This window comes from Wenzhouxiangella marina, from assembly GCF_001187785.1.
GTDB classification, from domain to species: domain Bacteria; phylum Pseudomonadota; class Gammaproteobacteria; order Xanthomonadales; family Wenzhouxiangellaceae; genus Wenzhouxiangella; species Wenzhouxiangella marina.
In genome coordinates, this window is sequence record NZ_CP012154.1 from 1,741,730 (window position 1) to 1,759,625 (window position 17,896).

Sequence of the window (17,896 nt, forward strand, 5' to 3'; positions counted from 1 at the left end):
ATGCGTATCGGCATTCCGCGCGAAACGAAAACCCTGGAAGGCCGCGTTGCCCTGGTCCCCGCCGCCTGCGGCGATCTGGTCCGGGCCGGTCACGACGTCTACATCGAAGCCGACGCCGGCCGCTTGAGCGGCTTTGCGGATTCCGACTTCGAAGCGGTCGGCGTCAAGGTGCTGCCGGATGCCGCGGCCCTGTATGGCAAGGCCGAGCTGGTGGTCAAGGTCAAGGAGCCGATCGCCGGCGACCTCGAGCATCTGCGCGAAGACCACCTCCTGTTCTGCTATCTGCACCTGGCCGCCGAGCCCAAGCTGACCGAGCGCCTGCTCGAGATCGGCCTGACCGGCGTGGCCTTCGAGACCGTCGAGGAAGCCGATGGCAGCCTGCCGCTGCTGGCACCGATGAGCAACATCGCCGGGCGCATCGGCGTCCAGGTGGCGACCCACCTGCTGCACCAGCCGCAGGGTGGCCGGGGCATTCTGCTGGGCGGCCTGCCGTCGGCCGATCGTGGCCATGTCGTGGTATTGGGCGCCGGTGCGGCCGGTGGCAATTCCGCCCGTCTGGCGGCAGCCTCCGGTGCGCGCGTGACCGTGTTCGACAAGCGCCAGGATCGTCTGGCCGAGATGATGGCCATCGGTCCGAACGTGACCGCGCTGTACCCCTACATCGAGACCGTGGGTGATTTCGTCGCCCGCGCGGACATGGTGATCGGGGCCGTCCTGGTGACCGGCGCCCGCGCCCCCCACGTCGTGACCCGCGAGATGATTTCCAATATGGAAGCCGGCAGCGTGGTGGTCGATATCTCCGTCGACCAGGGCGGTTGCTTCGAGACGACCCGTCCGACGACCTATGCCGACCCGACCTACAAGGTCGATGACGTCACCCACTTTGCCGTCACCAACATGCCGGGCGCGGTGCCGCGCACCTCGAGCCAGGCCCTGTCGGCGGCGATCCTGCCGTACGTGCAGCGCATGGCGCGTTCGGATTGGGCGGAGATGGAGTCGCTGGCGCGGGGCATCAATGTGCGCGATGGCGAGCTGGTCCATCCGGCGCTCAAGTCCTGAGTCGAGTGAATAGAATCAATCGATTGAAGCGCCTTATTCAAGTATGCTCTTGATATGAGCAAAGCTTCGGCCAAGAAATCCGCCGGCAATCAGGCCGACGCGTCGTCCGATTCGGGCGGCGCGATGGCGCGGCGGATGGCCGAGTCGGCCTTCCTGATCATCCTGGTGCTGGCCCTGTACCTGCTGCTGGCCCTGTTCTCGCACGACCCGACCGATCCGGGTTGGTCGCGGGCCGCCTCGGGCAGCCAGGTGGCCAATCTCGGTGGCTCCTTCGGGGCCTGGCTTTCGGATCTGTTCCTGGTGCTGTTCGGCTACATGGCCTACGTCGCCCCGCTGCTCGTGGGGCTGGCAGGCCTGCGCATCCTGCGCGAGCGGACCGAACCGGCCAGTCTGGCCGAATGGAGCGTTCGCACCGGCGGTCTGCTGCTGATCGTGCTGGCCGGCTGCATCCTGCTGGACATGCAGTCCCGCGGCGCGCTGGACGATGGCGGCGGGGTGCTCGGCGCCCTGCTGGCCGGGCCGATGGTGCGGACCATGGGCTTCACCGGAGCCGCCTTGATCAACCTCACCATCCTGCTCGCCGGGATCACCCTGTTCACCGGCCTGAGCTGGATTCGCGTGGTCGATCGCACGGGCCGTGGCGCGATCTGGCTGGCCGCCTGGCTGGTCGATCGCTTCGGCAGGCTGCGGGACTGGTTCGCGGGTCGTCGGGCGCGCGCCGAGCGCGAGGAAGTACGCAAACGCGACACGATCAAGCGCAAGACCAAGCCGGAGGTTCGGATCGAGCCCCGGGTGGAACCGACCATCACCAGGCCGGTCGAGACCCGCCACAAGCAGCAGCCCCTGTTCAAGCATCTGAGTGATTCGGGCGTGCCGCCGCTGGATCTGCTCGACGAGCCCAAGCAGGCCAAGGCCGCCTTCTCCGAAGACGCCCTGAAGGCGATGAGTCGCCAGGTCGAACTGAAACTGGCCGACTTCGGCGTCGAGGTGGAGGTCGTGGCCGTGCACCCGGGGCCGGTGATCACGCGTTTCGAGCTGCAGCCCGCGCCCGGGGTGAAGGGGGCGCAGATCTCCAATCTGGCCAAGGACCTGGCGCGCGGCCTCAGCGTGATTTCCGTGCGCGTGGTCGACGTCATCCCGGGCAAGAGCGTCATCGGCCTGGAAATCCCCAACGAGAATCGGGAGATCGTCTATCTGCGCGACATCTTCGCCTCGGAAGCCTACGTCAAGTCGTCCTCGCCGCTGACCCTGGGACTGGGCAAGAGCATTTCCGGCAAGCCGATGACGGCCGATATCGCCAAGATGCCGCACCTGCTGGTGGCCGGTACGACCGGCTCGGGGAAATCGGTGGCGATCAACGCGATGATTCTCAGCCTGCTCTACAAGGCCACGCCGGACCAGGTGCGCCTGATCATGGTCGACCCGAAGATGCTCGAACTGTCCGTCTACGAGGGCATCCAGCACCTGCTCACGCCGGTCGTGACCGACATGAAGGAAGCGGCCAATGCGCTGCGCTGGTGCGTGGCGGAAATGGAGCGGCGCTATCGTCTGATGGCGGCCGTGGGCGTGCGCAATCTGGCCGGCTTCAATCGCAAGATCAAGGAGGCCATCGACAAGGGCGAGCCGATTCCCGACCCCCTGATCGATCCCAGCGCCATTCCTGCCGGCGAAGAGGCGCCGACGCTGACCAAGCTGCCCTACATCGTGGTGGTGGTCGACGAGTTCGCCGATATGATGATGATCGTCGGCAAGAAGGTCGAACAGCTGATCGCCCGCCTGGCCCAGAAGGCGCGTGCCGCCGGCATCCATCTGGTGCTGGCCACGCAGCGGCCCTCCGTGGACGTGATCACCGGCCTGATCAAGGCCAATATCCCGACGCGGATGGCCTTCCAGGTCAGCTCGCGGATCGATTCGCGCACCATCCTCGACCAGCAGGGCGCCGAACAGCTGCTCGGCCACGGTGACATGCTCTATCTGCCGCCGGGGCAGGGCGTCCCCGAGCGAATCCACGGGGCCTTCGTCGACGACCACGAGGTGCACGGAGTGGTCGAGTGGCTCAAGCAACAGGGTGAGCCCGACTACCTCGAAGACGTACTGGCCGATACCCAGACGACCAGCGACGGCATGACCATCGGCGAAAACGGCCTGCCCGAGAGTTCCGGCGGCGGCGACTCCGACGATGAACTTTACGACAAGGCCGTTGCCTATGTGACCAGTAGTCGCCGGGCGTCGATCTCCTCGGTCCAGCGGCAGCTGCGCATCGGCTACAACCGCGCGGCCCGCCTGATCGAGGAAATGGAAGCCCAGGGCGTGGTCTCTCCGCCCGAGCACAATGGCCAGCGTGAAGTGCTGGCGCCGGCGCCGCCCCGCGACTGAGCCCGGGACCGTTCAGGGTCCGGGGTCCCGACCCGCTTTCTTCTGGAGTGTTGCCGATGAAACCCATGCTGTTGCTGCTTCTCGCCGCCCTGGCCTCCGGCCTGCCGGCGCAGGAATCGGCCCGCGGTCAACTCGATCGATTTGCCGATCAGCTTCAATCCATGTCCGGGCGATTCTCGCAGACGACCCTGGATGCCGATGGCTTCATTTCCGAATCCTCATCGGGAGAGATCTTCTTTGCCGCCCCCGATCGCTTTCGCTGGCGCTACGTCGACCCCTTTCCCCAGGAGCTGGTGGCCGATGGCGAGCGTCTCTGGCATTACGACGAGGCCCTGGAGCAGGTCACGGTGCGTCCTCAGCCGCCGGCCGAAGAGTCGCCGCTGCTGGTGCTGACCCGACCGGAACTGCTCGATCGCTTCTACCGCATCGAGGACAGCGGCATGGAGGACGTGATCGAGTTCCGACCCCTGGCCGAGGAGGCCGAGTTCGAGCGGGCACGCCTGTTTTTCGCCGATGGCCTGCCGGTGGCGCTGGAGCTGAACGACACCTTCGGTCAGCTGACCCGACTGGAGCTCGAAGGCCTCGTCCGCAACCCCGAGCTGGACTCGGCCTTGTTCCGCTTCGTGCCGCCGCCCGGGGCGGACGTGCTCGAAGGCTACTGACGCAACGTCCCCTTTAGGGGATGGCGCAGTCGAGCTGCTCGAGCTGCGTCAGGCGCTCCGGGAAGAGCATGCCCGCACCGACCGTCGGGTCGATCGCCTGATATTCGGCCACTGCATTCAGGCAGTCGGTAAAGCGGATCGTCAGGCTGCCCCAGGGTTCCAGGACGACCTCGCCCGGGTCGAAGGCCGAGCCGAAGCGCGTCCCCACCGGTCGGAGCATCTCGGGGAAATGGGCGATGCCCTCGGCGATCTCCCCGTTTCCGACCAGCCATTGCTGGTGCCCCTGCGCATCGTAGCTGTACCAGGCAACGAACAGCGCGCCGTCGGCCACTTCCTCGATGAACCAGCCCTGACCCGATCGCTGCGGCTCGAACCACTGGCCGGACACGCCGGGGCGCGCCGGTTCGGCCGGGCGCGGCTCGCTGCCGCAGGGCAGGCCGGGGATTTCGATGAGCCGATCGAAGCGCTGCTCGCCACTGCCCCAGTCCTCGGGTCCGGTCCAATGGGCCACGCCGGCATTGCAGTCATGGAATTCCATGCTCAACTGTCCCCAGGGAACGAGCTCGAAGCTGTCGGGGTCGAAGTCCACACCGAAGCCCTGGCCCCGGCTGACGAAGACTTCGTCGAAGACCATGCGGGCACCGTCGATGGCGCCGATGCCGACGAGCCAGGCCTGCTCGGCCTCCGCGTCGCTGTCCGGCGGGTAGGTGAACCAGCTCATGGCCGCGGTGTTGTCGTTCAGGCGCTCGACCAGCCAGCCCTCGCCGGCGCGTTCCGGAGCGAAGAAGTGCCCGCTGGTGCCGGCCACGGTCTGATCGATGCGGGCGCTGAACGCGAGCGATACGGGGGCATCGAGACCGTTCGCCCCCGGTTCGACCACGGTCTCGAGGAAGGCACCCGTTTCGCCGTCGTAGCGGAGCACCGCGTCGCGCTCGCGATCGGCGACGTAGAGATCGCCCTCGGGCCCGAAGGCCAGGGCGCGCGCGTGGATCAGCCCACCGCGGCCACTCGGAATGAATTCGTCGAGGAATCCGGCATTGAGGTCATAGCGGAGCACGTTGGCGGCTTCGCCGTTGGCCAGGTACAGGCGTCCCTGGGCGTCGAAGGCCAGATCCCAGGGATCGACGATGCGGCCGTTGTCCGGGCCGGCGAGGTCGGGTAGACGCTGTCCGGTGGCCGCCGAGAAGGCCAGGATGCGATTGCCGGTGGCCTCGGCGACATAGAGACGCAGAGCGATATGGGCAGCCGCGCGCAGGGCGAGATCGAGCTGTTCGTTCCAGTTCGCCGGTTCCCGGGTCGGCTCGGCGCCCTGCAGGCGCGTCAGCAGCCGGCCCTGATCAGCGCTGTAGCGCTCGATGGCCGTGTCGCCGAGGACGACGAACTGGTTGTTGGGCAGGGTGGCCATGGCGCGCGGAAATGCGCTGAGCAGATCGTTCGGCTCCGGTCGTTGCGAGCCGAGGAAGACATCGATCAGTCGCCCGGACAGACGATCGTAGCGACGCACATCGCCATTGGCGAGCAGATAGAGCCGTCCTTCGGAATCCGCGATCAGATCGGAGTAGCCGGTCAGGATCGGCCCGGGATTGACGCGCTCGGGGCGCAGGGCCACGCTGCGAAATTCCCCATCGATGCCGAAGGCCAGGACCTCGTTGCTGCCGGAGGAGACGACCAGCAGTTCCTGATCCGTGTCGGCCTCATCGGCCAGTGCCCGAGGACTGAAGACCAGGGCAGGGTCCGGGTCCGGGTCGCCCTGGCCGTCGAAGGGATCGAAGGGGAAGGGGTCGTCCCGATCGAGCTGGCCGTCCTGATCCTGATCCAGAGCGCTCGGGCCAGGTCGGCTCACCGACTCGCTCGAGATCGAGCCCCGGTAGCTGGCCAGGATCGGTGCGAGCTGCAGGATTTCCGCCGCATTGTTCGCGCCGGTGCCGGGGGCGCTCGAACCACAGGGCGCGCCGCCGCACTGGATGGCCGGGTTCGAGAACACGTCCAGGCGTCGGTAGCGGTCCTGATCGCCGGTGCCGAAACTACCCATTATGCTGTGCAGTTCGCCGAAGCGGATCCAGGCGTAGTTCGAGCGCTCCGGATCGTCACCGCTGGAGCGGCTGCGCTGGTGCTCGGCGTTCAGATTGTGGCCCAGCTCGTGGGTGAAGACCGAGTCGGAGCAGACCGACCAGTTGCTGAAGCCGTCGTTGTCGATATGGACGCCGTAGCTCGGGTCGTATCGGCCGTTCTCGAAGAACGGAAAGAAGGCGATGCCGCAGCTGCCACGGGTCTCGATGTCGTGGGGCCAGGTGAAGGCGACGATGTCCGCCCCCAGGGCGTTGCGCTGCGCGGCGAGCGTGCCCAGTCCGGCCACCGGATTCCCGGCCAGGGCCTGCTGCAGGTTGCCCAGGGTTTCGCCGTTCTCCTCGCTGGCCCGGTAGTCGACCAGGGTCTGACCGACCAGGCGCACCGCCACCGGCACCTGGGTGTCGACGAAGGTCTGGTTGGCGATCGCGACGAGATGGTTGAGGCGGGTGGTGATCAGGCCGTCCGGGTAGCGCTCCACCATGCTCGGCGGATAGGCGAACATCACGTCGATCAGATGGGCGTCATCGGAGGCCGGCTGCGCGATCGCTTCCTGGCCCGAGGCCATACTCGCCGCGGTCGACGCGATGGTCCTGGCCGATGGCTCCAGCACGTCGTGTTCGAAGGCATCGACGCTCAGCTTCGGGTCATTGACGTCGACCAGCCAGCTGCCGGCCGCGTCGCTGTGCACGAGGAACAGGCCCTGTTCGGTCTGGATTCGTCCGAACAGACCCTCCTCGCCCCAGGTCAGGAGGGCTCGGGGCAGGGCCTCGTGGCCGCCGTCGCGGACCAGCAGGCTCTCATCGCCGTTGGCGTGTGCGACGCGGCGCTGGACCGGTCCCGCGATGCGCCCCGCCGGGCCCAGGTCCAGGCTCAGCCAGTCGCCGCGAGGACGTGCGGCGGCTCGGATCTGCAGCAGTCGTTCCCCCGGCCACTGTTCGAGGCCAGAGACGGCCAGGGCCGAGGCCGATCGGGGCGAGTCGTCCAGCTGCCAGGCCAGCTCCGGCGCCGCGTCCTCGGGGAGGTCCGGCGCGATCGCTTCTGCTGCGCTCGGCGCGTCGGCCGACTCGGTCGGAGGGCTCGGCTCGCTGGTCGATTGCAGCGCGAAGGGCAGGGCGATCAGTGCCGCGATCATTGCAACAATCATTACGCCGATCGTTACGCCAATCGTTACGCCGAGAGGGCCGGCAAAGGAACGGATATCGGACATGGCTCAGTTTCTCGGTGGGTCCTGGTGCAAGGGGTCGGGGGTTCGGCGTGTGCCCGGGAACGGGCCGCTCAGCGCGGAGTATCGGCTCGGTCGTTCCGGGATGCTGGCCGGCGGCAGTGGGCGTCGCTCCGGACGCCAGTGGCGCGGGTACCAGGGCAGGGGCGTGGTCTGCACCTGTTCGACGATGACCACCGGCGCTGGAGGCGCGGCGGTCACTTGTTCGCGCAGGCGCCGTCGTTCGGCCTGCTGTTCGCGTCGGTGGCTCAGCAGGGCCTGTACGGCCTCGTTGCCGGTCTTCAGATCCTTGCTGTGTTCGATGATGCTCAGGGACGCCGTCGTGTCGTAGGGGGTGGCGCTGGCGTCGCAGGGCTGATCGGCGAAGACGACGGTCCCGTCGACTTCGCAGCGGTAGATCAGCGTGGTCGGATCGGCCTGCGAGACCGAGCAGACGATCAGGCCGAGTAGAAGACAAAGCGTTCGCATGCAAGCTCCATCGAATCACCGGAGTCGATGTTAGCAGAACGCGATGCGGCGGCCGTTCAGGCGCCGTCGGGTCGGTGGAAGAGGCGGCGCAGGCGGCCGGCGAGATTGTCCGCATTGACGACGATGATGAAGACCTTTCGCAGGCGGCCTTCCGGGCAGTCAAGGCGACGGACACCGTGCCAGGAATTGCCCTGGCGCTGGAACAGCAGCGAACGATTGCCCATGGCCTTCGCGGTCCAGGCGCGGTCGAAATCGTCGAAATCCGGCGCGCTGGCACGCGAGAAGCGACCGCCGTCGTCGAGCACCACGGTCTCACCGCCCCAGCGCTCATCCCATTCGTCCGGGGTGTTGAAGTAGAAGATGTGGGAGCCGAGCTTGCGCTTGGCATCGCAGTGCGGCGAGACCGAGGCCCCGCGCGGAGCGTAGTGCCAGTGGTAGCTGAGGCGGAAGCGACGCGTGGCGAACAACCGGGCCAGCCAGTTCTGGTAGACGGGGCCGTTCAGCTCTTCGATCAGCTGGTGCCAGACCGGATGGATGTCGAGTCCGGGATGGTATTCGAGGGCGTAGCGATCATGGGGGGTCTGTCCATGCGCTCGTTTGCGGCCGAAGCTGGCCTTCATCTGCTCGACTTCGGGCAGATTGGCGCGCAGCAGGTCGAAGGCCTCGTCGGTCAACAGGCCCTCGGGGTTCAGCCAGGGGTAGGGCTGAGCATCGCGGAACTGGCCGGTGGGGATCGCGGCCAGGGCCTCGCCATCGAGCAGGGTCGGAAGGGCTCGGCCCTGGGCCGGGGGCTGCGGGCGGGTCAGGGTTTCGGCGTTGCTGGACATGCGGTTTCTTCAGGTCAGATCAGGGTGAGTTGGGCGGCGGCGTCAGCGGCTTCTGCCCTGGATTGGATGGCCAGCAGGCCACGTGCCTGGCGGACCAGGGCCTCGCATTCGCTGCTCGGGCGGAAGGACGCCGGGGCAGGCTGGCCGAATGGCGCGGCCAGGCCCTGATCGTACAGCGCCTTGAGCAGGGCGTTCGTATCGCGTGGCGGCAGGATCCAGTTCCGCTCGACCCAGCGGGCGCAAAGATAGGTCAGGCCCTGCTGGGGACGAATGCTGCCGCGCCGATTGAAGCGTGGGCGCGTGGCCTTGTCGGCGATCGCCCGACTCAGGCGGGACCAGGCTCCATCGGGGCGGCGAGACAGCGGCCAGACGAGGAATCCCTTGCCGCGACTGGCGGCGTCGGCGAGCATGGATTCGCTCTCGCCGGTGACGACCAGCTCGTCGCTGTGTTCCAGGGCCAGACGGTAGGGATTGTTCTCGTCGCCCGGCTGGAAGACATAGAGCAGATCCGCCTCGCCGAGTGCCGCCTTCAGCTCGCCGATCCGATTCAGGGATCGACGGCTGGTGACGACCAGCAGGCGGGCCTTCTGTTCCGCCGCCCAGGCCGAGGCCGTGGCTGCCAGGCGGCGGGCGTCGTCGGCCGAGAAGCGGTGCGACTTCGAGGCGCCGCCGATCAGCAGGGCAGCGCGGCGCGGTGCCTCCAGCCACTCGGACCAGGCCTCCCGCGCGCCTCCATGATCGGCCTGGCCGCGGTTGAGCGGCAGCAGGCTGAGGAGACGACGCGGGGCAGCGGGCAGGCCGAAATGGCGGCACTGGATCACGACACCCCCGTGCTCGGGAGGCGGGCCGGCCTTGCGGCCGCTCAGGATCAGACGCAGGCGAGGACGCTGTCTGGCCAGCGCTCGTGCGTAACGCGTCGGAAGCCAGCCGCCGGCGACCACGATCGAGATCGTGTCCAGCTCGGGTGGTTCGGGACTGCGCCCGAACAGGCGTCCGATCGCGAAGCCCGCTTCAGTGGATTCGATGCGGTGCTCGCGCACCGGTCTGCCGGTCTGTCGGCCGAGTTCCTCGGCGATCGCCCGGGCCTGTTGATTGTGTCCGGGCTTGCGATGCAGCAGGACCAGGATATCGCCCTCGTCGGCCGGGCCGCCGCTGCAGGTGACCGCGCCCGAGAGCCCGCTGCGATGATTCAGTAGCCAGCGCGTGTTCGGGTGGCGGCGGCTGGCCATCTGCAGCTGCTGCAGCCAGAAGTGTGCGGTCCGGCGGTATCGGGTGCGATTGCTGAACGGTTCAGTCAGGTTGACGGTCAGCTCGGGCGTCGAGGCGAACAGTCTCGACAGCACCCAGGGCACGTCGGCGTCGGGGATCTCCGTCAGCCAGTCCCGGACCGTGATCGAGGCCTGCTGCCGTTCGTGGCGGCTGGCGGACAGCAGGGCCTGGATGCTTTCTCCATCATCCCGGGAGGACAGCTTCAGCTTCGTCCTCGGCCAGTCCCGCGACGGACGGGTGGCCGAGACCGGCATGAAGTCCCTGGACAGGGCCTCGGCCTCCAGCTCGGGCCAGAGTGGGTGGGTCGGGTTCGGGTAGTAGACGAACTGACCCGGAAACGGCTGCCAGGGCTGCGTGTGCAGAGTGGTGAAATGAACCAGCTTCGACTCGCCGGGGCTGTACTCGCTGTCGCGTGCGTTCCAGCCATCGTCGAGATCGCCCCAGAGGCGGGCCTGGCGGGCTCGCGCTTCGAGCGCCTTGCGCTTGAGACGGCGCACGTCGTGTGGGTTCCAGACCTCGGCCATGCGCTTGCAGTCGATCAGCATGACCGAGGTGTCACGATCATTGATCGACAGGAACCCGGCCTTGGCCATGTCCGTGTCGAACAGTTCGGCCGGATCGGTCAGGTAGACCTGATCGGCATCGTTGTAGATGGCCCGGCCTTCGAATCCGGCGAACTCCGGAATGGCAAAACGGTAATTGGTGAAGCCGGTCAGCCAGAAGCTCCGCCGGAAGCCCTTGAGGTCCCGGAGCAGGTAGATCTCGTAGATCCGGGCAGGGTCCCGATGCTTCTCGATCGACCACAGGAAGACGTGTTCGGCGCGGAACTGCCCGCGTTCGGTCCCGAGAAAGATCCGGACCGGCGGCTTGTCCGAGGGTCGTTGACCGGGCTTGACGCCCAGCACGATGCGGTCCGGTCGGTTCTGACGTGCCGGTGGACGGTCCGCGCTGAACAGGGCCGGTGTAAGCCCCCGTGCGATGCGTTGGATGAGCAATGCCATGCGTTCGATAACCCCGATTCGTTCAATCGCTGATGAAAGGGTAACGGGCCCAGCGACGCTGGTGCCAGGACCACCATTCTGGATGCTCGAGAATGGGTGCTTCCATGATCCGAGTCAATTTTTCCACGCTTTGTTCCAGTGGCTCGTTCTTGTCGAGCGTCGCTTCCTGGTGAATCTCGAAGCGCCAGTTGGGTTCGACGCCGCACAGACGCGCGCTGAGAATCTCGCAGCCCGTTCGACGGGCCAGCTCGGCCGGGCCGGGCGGCATCGGCATCCGCTTGTTCAGAAACCGCTGTTCGACACCGCGCTTGATGCCCTGATCCATCAGGATGTAGATGATGCCGCCGCCCTTGAGGGTCTTGAGCATCTGTCGAACACCGACGGCCGCGGGTTGGGCGGGGATCGCGTTCAGGCCCATGCGCGGAATGCCGCGGGCGTAGAAGCCGGGCTGGATCTTGTTCGATTCGCGGTGAACGACGGACACGGGGTAGCCCCGTTCGGCCAGGTGGGTCGCCATGGCCACGCCGTTGCCCATGTGCCAGCCCAGCAGCAGCACGCCGCGGCCCTGTTCGAGGGCCTTGCCCAGCACGTCCAGTCCGGTGACTTCGCAGCCCTCGGCGACCTCGGCCGGCGTGAGATGACCGGAATACATGGCCAGCACTTCGAGGATCGCCCGGTCGCTGAGTCGATAGGCACTTTCCAGCCACTGTCGGCACTGCGGATCGCCCGCGGGCCGGTCGAACAGCCGTTCCAGCTGACGTCTCAACGAGCGGCGCTGCTGGAACGCGAATCGGTGGTGCCATCGGCCCAGCCGATCCCCGCTGCGGCGGACCGCCGCCATGCCTCGTCGGGCCTGCACTGCGGCAAGGAGCCGCAGCAGGTGAAAGCCCATTCGCCGGCGGAACTGTCTAAGCGTCATCGCCGGCCTCGGCCTTGCCTTGCGAGGATGCGGGTTCGAGGCGGATCACCTGATCGGCGATGTCGACCAGCGCCCGATCATGGCTGACGGCCAGCAGGGTCAGTTGGCCCTTGAGGTGCTGGACGGTCTCGACGACCGCGGATTCGGCCACCTCGTCGAGGCTCGAGGTCGCCTCGTCGAGGATCAGCAGGCGAGGCTGATGAATCAGGGCGCGTGCGATCGCCAGACGCTGGCGCTGGCCACCGGAGAGGCGGCCGCCGCGTTCGCCGAGCACCGTGTCGAGGCCGTCGGGCAGGGCGCGGACGAACTCCCCCGCATCGGCCTGTTCGATGGCGGCGAGAATTCGCTCTCGCGGGATGCCGTCTTCGCCGAGCGTGAGGTTTCTGAGCAGGGTGTCATTGATCAGCAATGGGTCCTGCGGGACGTAGCCGATCATCCGCCGCCACTGTCGGTGGTCGATCTCGTCGAGGGGCTGACCATCGATCAGCACCCGACCCGAATCGGCGTGCAGCAGACCGGCAGCCAGGTCGATGATCGTCGTCTTGCCGGAGCCCGATGGGCCGGTCAAAACGGTCAGTTGGCCGGCCGGGATGCGGAAGCTCAGGCCATCGACGACCGGTTCGCGATCGTAGGCGAAGCGAACGTGGTCGAACTCGATGCCCTGCTCGAGGCTGGGCGTGCGATGGCCGCGCGGCGGTTCGCGTTCCGCTTCGGCCTCTTCGATGGTCTGGCGCAGCGACCAGTAGGCCGACTCGCTGATGGCCATGTGCTGCAGCGAGCGCTGCGCCTTGGCCAGGTGGTTCACGGAGCGGGCGATGAGGAAGATCATCATCATCACCGTGGCCATCGGCAGGTTCATCTGCACGAGGAAGTAGAAGAAGCCGATGCCGACCAGGATCGCCAGCAGCGGTTCCTGGAGGGCCTGGAGACCCGCCTTCGACAGGACCTGATGGCGAAGGGCGGTTTTCAGATCCCGGGTCTGGCTCGACATGAGCGCGTCGATGTGCTCTTCGCGGGCCATGGCCTTGAGGGGTTTGACCGCGCCGAGCTGGTCGGTCATCACGGCCAGCATGGAACTCATCAGTCCGGTCTGATCGCGGCCGGCGCGACCGGCCGTTCGCACGAGAAAATGCAGCAGGCCCAGCAGGAAGCCCCCGAAGGCCAGGGCGATCAGGCTCGCCTTGAGCGAGATCATCAGGGCAAGGCTGGCGTAGATCAGGGCGTTGATGCCCTGGGTGGCCATCACCGCGCCGTGAAAGAAGCCCTCGGAGGCGCGATGGGCCTCGGTGGCCACCGCGTTGGACAGCTTTCCGACCGGCTGACTGAGGTAGTAGCGCCAGCGACTCGCGGTGACGGCGCGGATCAGGCGCAGGCGCAGGTCCGTGGCCACGTGCGCCACGGTGTAGCCGACCTGACGATTGGCGAGCAGCACGATGGCCGCCTTGACCGCGATCAGCACCACACCCAGGGTCAGCAGGCTGGTGGTGGTCGGTTCGATGCCCAGCCAGGCGACCACCTCCAGTGCGGCCTGTTCAGGCGCGGAGGGCTCCTCGTCGGTGCCGGTGGCCAGGTTGAGCATGCCGAGGATCATCGACAGGCCCAGGCCGTCGAGGACACCGGCGATGATCAGGGCCAGCAGGGCCAGGGCCGTGCGCCCCGGATAGGCCCTGGCGAAGGCCAGCAACATGCTCGCAGCACCGCCTTGCGTCAGCGTGGCCACGGTGGAACTCGACGGTTTGCTCATCAACGAAATCCTCCCTGCCGCCAGGTCCGCCAGGCCAGGCCCCAGGCCGCCCGGCGGGGATGGGCGCGCATGCGCTCGGTCGGTTCGATGCGCACGCCGCTATGGCGCTCGACCTTCCAGACCAGGTAGTCGATGCCGTTGGTGAAGGTGCCGGCGGCCTTGAACAGGCGCGCCAGATTCATCGCCTTGCCCCAGAAGCGACGCAGGCCCCAGGCGAGCGCGCTGTTCAGCCGGCTCAGGGCGCCGCGACGGCTGGCCAGGCGCGCGTCCTGCCAAAGCAGGCCCGCGCGCGGCTCGGCCGCAAGGGCCGGGGCCATGTACTGCCAGTAGTCCGGGTCGTGGCCGATCAGGGTCGCGGCCGCCCCCGGGGGCTCCGGTCGGAGTTCGCAGCGATAGGTGCGTCGCATGGCCTCGGTCCAGAATTCAGCGGGGCTTCGAGGCTCCCGCAGCAAGGGGGCGACGCGACGGGCAAAGCTGACCGCGGCGTCTGCGCGCAGCACGGCCAGACGATTCCGGACGCCAGGCTCGGCGTGGGCAATGCGGATGGGCTGGCAGAAGCGGGCCCAGAAATAATGATCGTGGCGAGCGCGAACGCGCCGCTCGAGCTGGTCGAGGCGGATCACCGCGTACTTGCAGCGCAGGGTGCCGCTCGGGCCTTCGGTCTGCAGGTAGTAGACGTTGGGTGGCAGCAGGAGGTTGAGTGCGGCGGCCAGGCGACCGCCGAGCGCCGGTCGATAGCGGTCGACCAGCACCAGCAGATCGACCAGGCCCTCGCCGGCATCGTTCTTGCGACGGCAGGAGCCATAGAGCAGAACGCCCTGAACCGCTGCGCCGTGGCGCTCGCGAATGGCGTCCACCAGGGCCTGCGTGCCGTCCGGGACCTGATCCAGGGCCGGATCGCCGGCCATGAAGTCGACCAGCGCGCTCACGGCTGCAGAAACCTGAAGGCCGGGCCGGTGAGGATGTCGAGCGGCAGGTCCTTGCGGTAGTCGTGTTCCTGCCCATCGAGGCAGATCTGCTCGATGCCCTTGATCTCGACCCGCTCACAGCGTCCGCTCAGGTAGCCCTGCTCGGGCTGCATGGACGCCGAGAAATGCCCGCTGGCGGCTTTGGGCAGACGTAGCCAGAAACGCCGGGCGTTCGCGCCGATGGCATCCAGGCGCAATTCGCCCTGACCGCGGTCGGCGTAAGGGTCGATCCAGGCGCCCGGGTGCTGCAGAGTGGTCAGCAGCAGAATCCGGATTCGGCCATCGAGACGTCCCAGGTCCTCGGCATCGACGGACAGCTCCGTCGGTGGGAAGGGCAGGCCGCCGAACAATCGGCGGACGCCGAGCTGCATGACGCGCCAGGCCGACGATGCATGACCCTGGCGCAGCCAGCCGCGCCCGCCGCTGCGGTAACGGTGGCAATCCCGGATGACGTCGTTGACCCGCGCGCCGGCGATGAAGAAGCCGTGTCGGTCGTTCTGCCCGGACTGGCGGACGATCAGGCTGTGGCGAACCGTGGTCCGGAGTGACTCGGGCTGCTCGATCGCGCGTTCCAGCTGGCGCAGCGGATCCGCGTGCGTGCCCAGGTCGCGAGCCGTGTAGTTCGTGCGACCACCGCCAAGCACGAGCAGGGGCGGGCGCTGCGACTCGTCGGACAGCTCGGCCAGATCGGTGATGACGGCCTGCACCGTGCCGTCGCCGCCGCTGACGGCCAGAATCGACGGCGAGTCGTCGATCGCCGCCCGCACCGCCGCCCGCATGGCTTCTGGCGTCTCGGCTTCGATCAGCTCCAGCCCGTGCCTGCGAGCCATTGCCCGGAGGCGATCGGCCCGGCCGGCGAGGCTCATGCGGAAGCTGCGCGGATTGATGAGCAGGCGCGGCGGCGCCGTGGCCGGGAGCGGACGCTGCGATTCATCCAGAGGGGCGGTGGAAACCAAGGGTGTCGGGCGCTTCGAGTAATCAGCCCGCCATTCTACCGGATGCGGGCGCCCGGCCCGCTGCCCGCCAGACCGCGATCGCGGAGGCTTCGGGTCGGGTGTCGCTGGCCGAACGCAGCAACTGACCGACCACGCGGAAGAAGCTGGAGTGGTTGGCCGCCGCGTAGGGCGAATCCGGCCCGAAGCGATCGACCAGGCGGCGATGGGCCTCGCCCATGCTGTGGTAGGGCAGGCCCGGGAAGAGATGGTGCAGGGCGTGGTAGCGCAGACCGACCGGGAACAGCCAGCAGGTCAGCCAGGTCTGACCGGTGATGTTGACCGCATCCTGCAGCTGGGCGATGTGACTCATGGCCTGACCGGGGTTGTCGTAACGATGCGCCGCCAGATTCCGGACCCAGTTCAGGCCCAGGGTGAAGGCGTGCAGCACCCAGGCCATCAGCCAGTGAATGGGCTCGACGGGTCCGAAGACGGTCATGCCGACCCAGAACAGCACCCAGGCCAGACACAGGGCCTCGACGATCAACAGGTGTCGTCGGTCCTTCTTCGGAAAGGGCTTGCGGTAGTAGGGATTCGACACATAGGCCGAGCCCCGCTCGAGAAGCCAGCGCCGCAGCGGGGGAATCAGCCAGGACAGGGGCGCGGCGATCGCGAAGCGGGCAAAGGCCATCAGCGACAGCAGTGGCACCTTCACCAGGTAGAGCAGGGTGTCGCGCAGCGGGGCAGCGGCCAGGGGCAGGTACTCGCCGTCGTCCGGCGTGCCGAAGTGGGCTCGTGTGTGATGGCCGATGTGATTGCGATAGAGCACCCAGGGCATCAGCAGGGGCACGCCGATCAACAGGTTCCAGGCGCGCCGGAAGTTCACCAGCACGCCTCGGGGCATGTGGATGATCTCGTGCATGAAGGTGCCGGCGCGGTAGAACGCGATGCCGGCCACCAGCAGGCCCAGCAGCTGCCAGCCGGAGAAGGGCGTGGCCATGAAGTACAGCACGGTGCCGCTCCAGGCCGCGGCGGCGCTCAGCAACAGATCGGCCCAGTACAGGACCGGGCGATGCCCGAACAGATCCGCCACTTCCTGGTGCGCAGCGCGAATCCACTGCCGCTCTTCTTCGGGAGTCAGCGGGCCTGCGGTCGGGACGGTCACTTGAGTCATGGGCGGGTTTGCAGCATACTGAGCGAAAGAAGACCTAAGGGGCTACCAACGTTCAGGGCTAAGCCCTGGATGAGCAGGAGGGCGTTGGCAGATGATCGATATTGTAATCGTTGACGATCACGATGTGGTTCGCAGCGGCCTGAGCGGCTTGCTGAGCGACGATCCGGGCTTCGATGTAGTTGGAGAGGCGGCCACCGGCGAGCAGGGCATCCGCCTGGCCCGTGAGCTCGAGCCGGACATCGTGTTGATGGACGTGGAACTCCCGGGCTGCTCGGGCCTCGAGGCCACGGCCAGGATCCGCAGGGCTTCGCAGCGGGTGCGGGTGGTCGTACTGACCGCCCACGCCGAGCCGCCCCTGCCAGCGCGCCTGCTGGAGGTGGGTGCCAGCGGCTTCCTGTCGAAATCGAGCCCCGCCGAAGAGCTCCTGACCGCCCTCCGGGCCGTGTCCCGGGGCGAGCGCTACCTGGCGGCCGATATCGCGCAGCAACTGGCCCTGTCGATGCTGCCGGGCACCCCCGACACCCCCTTCGAAGGCCTGACCCCGCGCGAGCTCGAAGTGGCGCTCATGCTGGCCCAGGGCATGCGCGTCAAGGCCATCGGCGAGGTCATGAACCTGAGCCCGAAAACAGTAGCCACGCACAAGTACCGGGTGTACGATAAGACCCGCGTGAGCAGCGAAGTCGAGCTGCTGCGCCTGGCCCTGCGGTACGGCTTGATGAACATCGATCCCGTTCACTGAACCGCCGAGCAATTTTTCGCGCAAAGTGTTTGACAGCCTCGAAATCCTTGGCTAGAATGCGCGGCTTGTTGTGGGGCCATAGCTCAGCTGGGAGAGCGCTACAATGGCATTGTAGAGGTCGGCGGTTCGATCCCGCCTGGCTCCACCAAAAAGATTTGCCTAGGCACGAAGCAGTACCTGTTTCACCGGTTACGTCCCCTTCGTCTAGAGGCCTAGGACACCGCCCTTTCACGGCGGCGACAGGGGTTCGAATCCCCTAGGGGACGCCAAAATGAAAAAGCCCGCCTTGCGCGGGCTTTTTTATTTTGGGGTCCCCTCTGGCGGATTCCAGAACCCAGTTCGAACCGAGCCGAAGGCGAGCTCGCTGACGCGGAGCGTCAGCAATCCCCTCCCGCAGCCTCCGACACAGCTTCTACTCCACCGGCGGGCTTTTTCATTTTTAGCCTCCCCTATGGAGGAATCGAAC

At 67.2% G+C, this 17,896-nt stretch carries 13 protein-coding genes and 2 tRNA genes; 6 read left to right on the plus strand and 9 right to left on the minus strand.

Features of this window, described 5'->3' with window-relative positions:
• The 3 genes from ald to lolA are packed head-to-tail and all read left to right on the plus strand — an operon-like array spanning window position 1 to window position 4,097.
• Window positions 1-1,059, plus strand: coding sequence for an alanine dehydrogenase (gene ald / locus WM2015_RS07300; protein WP_049725425.1), 1,059 nt, complete (start codon window positions 1-3; stop codon window positions 1,057-1,059).
• Window positions 1,060-1,113: 54 nt separating this feature from the next.
• Entirely contained in the window at window positions 1,114-3,435 is a 2,322-nt protein-coding gene (locus tag WM2015_RS16355) for a DNA translocase FtsK (RefSeq protein WP_082169546.1), read from the plus strand.
• A 56-nt stretch (window positions 3,436-3,491) separates the two neighbouring features.
• Window positions 3,492-4,097, plus strand: a complete 606-nt coding sequence (gene lolA / locus WM2015_RS07310; protein WP_082169547.1) for an outer membrane lipoprotein periplasmic chaperone LolA — start codon at window positions 3,492-3,494, stop codon at window positions 4,095-4,097.
• A 13-nt stretch (window positions 4,098-4,110) separates the two neighbouring features.
• On the opposite strand, the gene WM2015_RS07315 is transcribed toward lolA, so the two are convergent.
• From WM2015_RS07315 to WM2015_RS07355, 9 genes are all read right to left on the minus strand, one after another.
• Entirely contained in the window at window positions 4,111-7,311 is a 3,201-nt protein-coding gene (locus tag WM2015_RS07315; RefSeq protein WP_169751120.1) for a reprolysin-like metallopeptidase, read from the minus strand.
• Window positions 7,312-7,377: 66 nt separating this feature from the next.
• Window positions 7,378-7,857 (minus strand): hypothetical protein, encoded by a 480-nt coding sequence (locus WM2015_RS07320; RefSeq protein ID WP_049725428.1) that lies wholly within the window; start codon window positions 7,855-7,857, stop codon window positions 7,378-7,380.
• 56 nt (window positions 7,858-7,913) lie between these two features.
• On the minus strand, window positions 7,914-8,684 hold the full coding sequence (locus WM2015_RS07325) for a 2OG-Fe(II) oxygenase (protein ID WP_245609819.1): 771 nt from the start codon (window positions 8,682-8,684) through the stop codon (window positions 7,914-7,916).
• Window positions 8,685-8,698: 14 nt separating this feature from the next.
• On the minus strand, window positions 8,699-10,954 hold the full coding sequence (locus WM2015_RS07330) for an ELM1/GtrOC1 family putative glycosyltransferase (RefSeq protein ID WP_049725429.1): 2,256 nt from the start codon (window positions 10,952-10,954) through the stop codon (window positions 8,699-8,701).
• 22 nt (window positions 10,955-10,976) lie between these two features.
• On the minus strand, window positions 10,977-11,873 hold the full coding sequence (locus WM2015_RS07335) for a lysophospholipid acyltransferase family protein (protein WP_082169548.1): 897 nt from the start codon (window positions 11,871-11,873) through the stop codon (window positions 10,977-10,979).
• The gene (locus WM2015_RS07340) at window positions 11,863-13,617 is read right to left on the minus strand and encodes an ABC transporter ATP-binding protein (protein WP_049725431.1); all 1,755 of its coding nucleotides are present in this window, start codon (window positions 13,615-13,617) and stop codon (window positions 11,863-11,865) included. Before WM2015_RS07340 ends, WM2015_RS07335 begins: the two co-directional genes overlap by 11 nt.
• Complete coding sequence (locus tag WM2015_RS07345) at window positions 13,617-14,546, minus strand: hypothetical protein (RefSeq protein WP_049725432.1); 930 nt, start codon at window positions 14,544-14,546, stop codon at window positions 13,617-13,619. Before WM2015_RS07345 ends, WM2015_RS07340 begins: the two co-directional genes overlap by 1 nt.
• Window positions 14,543-15,541, minus strand: a complete 999-nt coding sequence (locus tag WM2015_RS07350) for a diacylglycerol/lipid kinase family protein (protein WP_049725433.1) — start codon at window positions 15,539-15,541, stop codon at window positions 14,543-14,545. The genes WM2015_RS07345 and WM2015_RS07350 overlap by 4 nt, the downstream gene beginning before the upstream one ends.
• 22 nt (window positions 15,542-15,563) lie before the next feature.
• Window positions 15,564-16,691, minus strand: a complete 1,128-nt coding sequence (locus tag WM2015_RS07355) for a fatty acid desaturase family protein (protein ID WP_049725434.1) — start codon at window positions 16,689-16,691, stop codon at window positions 15,564-15,566.
• Between the two features lie 91 nt (window positions 16,692-16,782).
• Between WM2015_RS07355 and WM2015_RS07360 the strand changes: the two genes are divergently transcribed.
• From WM2015_RS07360 to WM2015_RS07370, 3 genes are all read left to right on the plus strand, one after another.
• Window positions 16,783-17,430, plus strand: a complete 648-nt coding sequence (locus WM2015_RS07360) for a response regulator (protein WP_049725435.1) — start codon at window positions 16,783-16,785, stop codon at window positions 17,428-17,430.
• Between the two features lie 72 nt (window positions 17,431-17,502).
• Window positions 17,503-17,578, plus strand: a tRNA-Ala gene (locus WM2015_RS07365).
• 45 nt (window positions 17,579-17,623) lie between these two features.
• A tRNA-Glu gene (locus tag WM2015_RS07370) sits at window positions 17,624-17,699 on the plus strand.
• The last annotated feature ends 197 nt before the right edge of the window (window positions 17,700-17,896 follow it).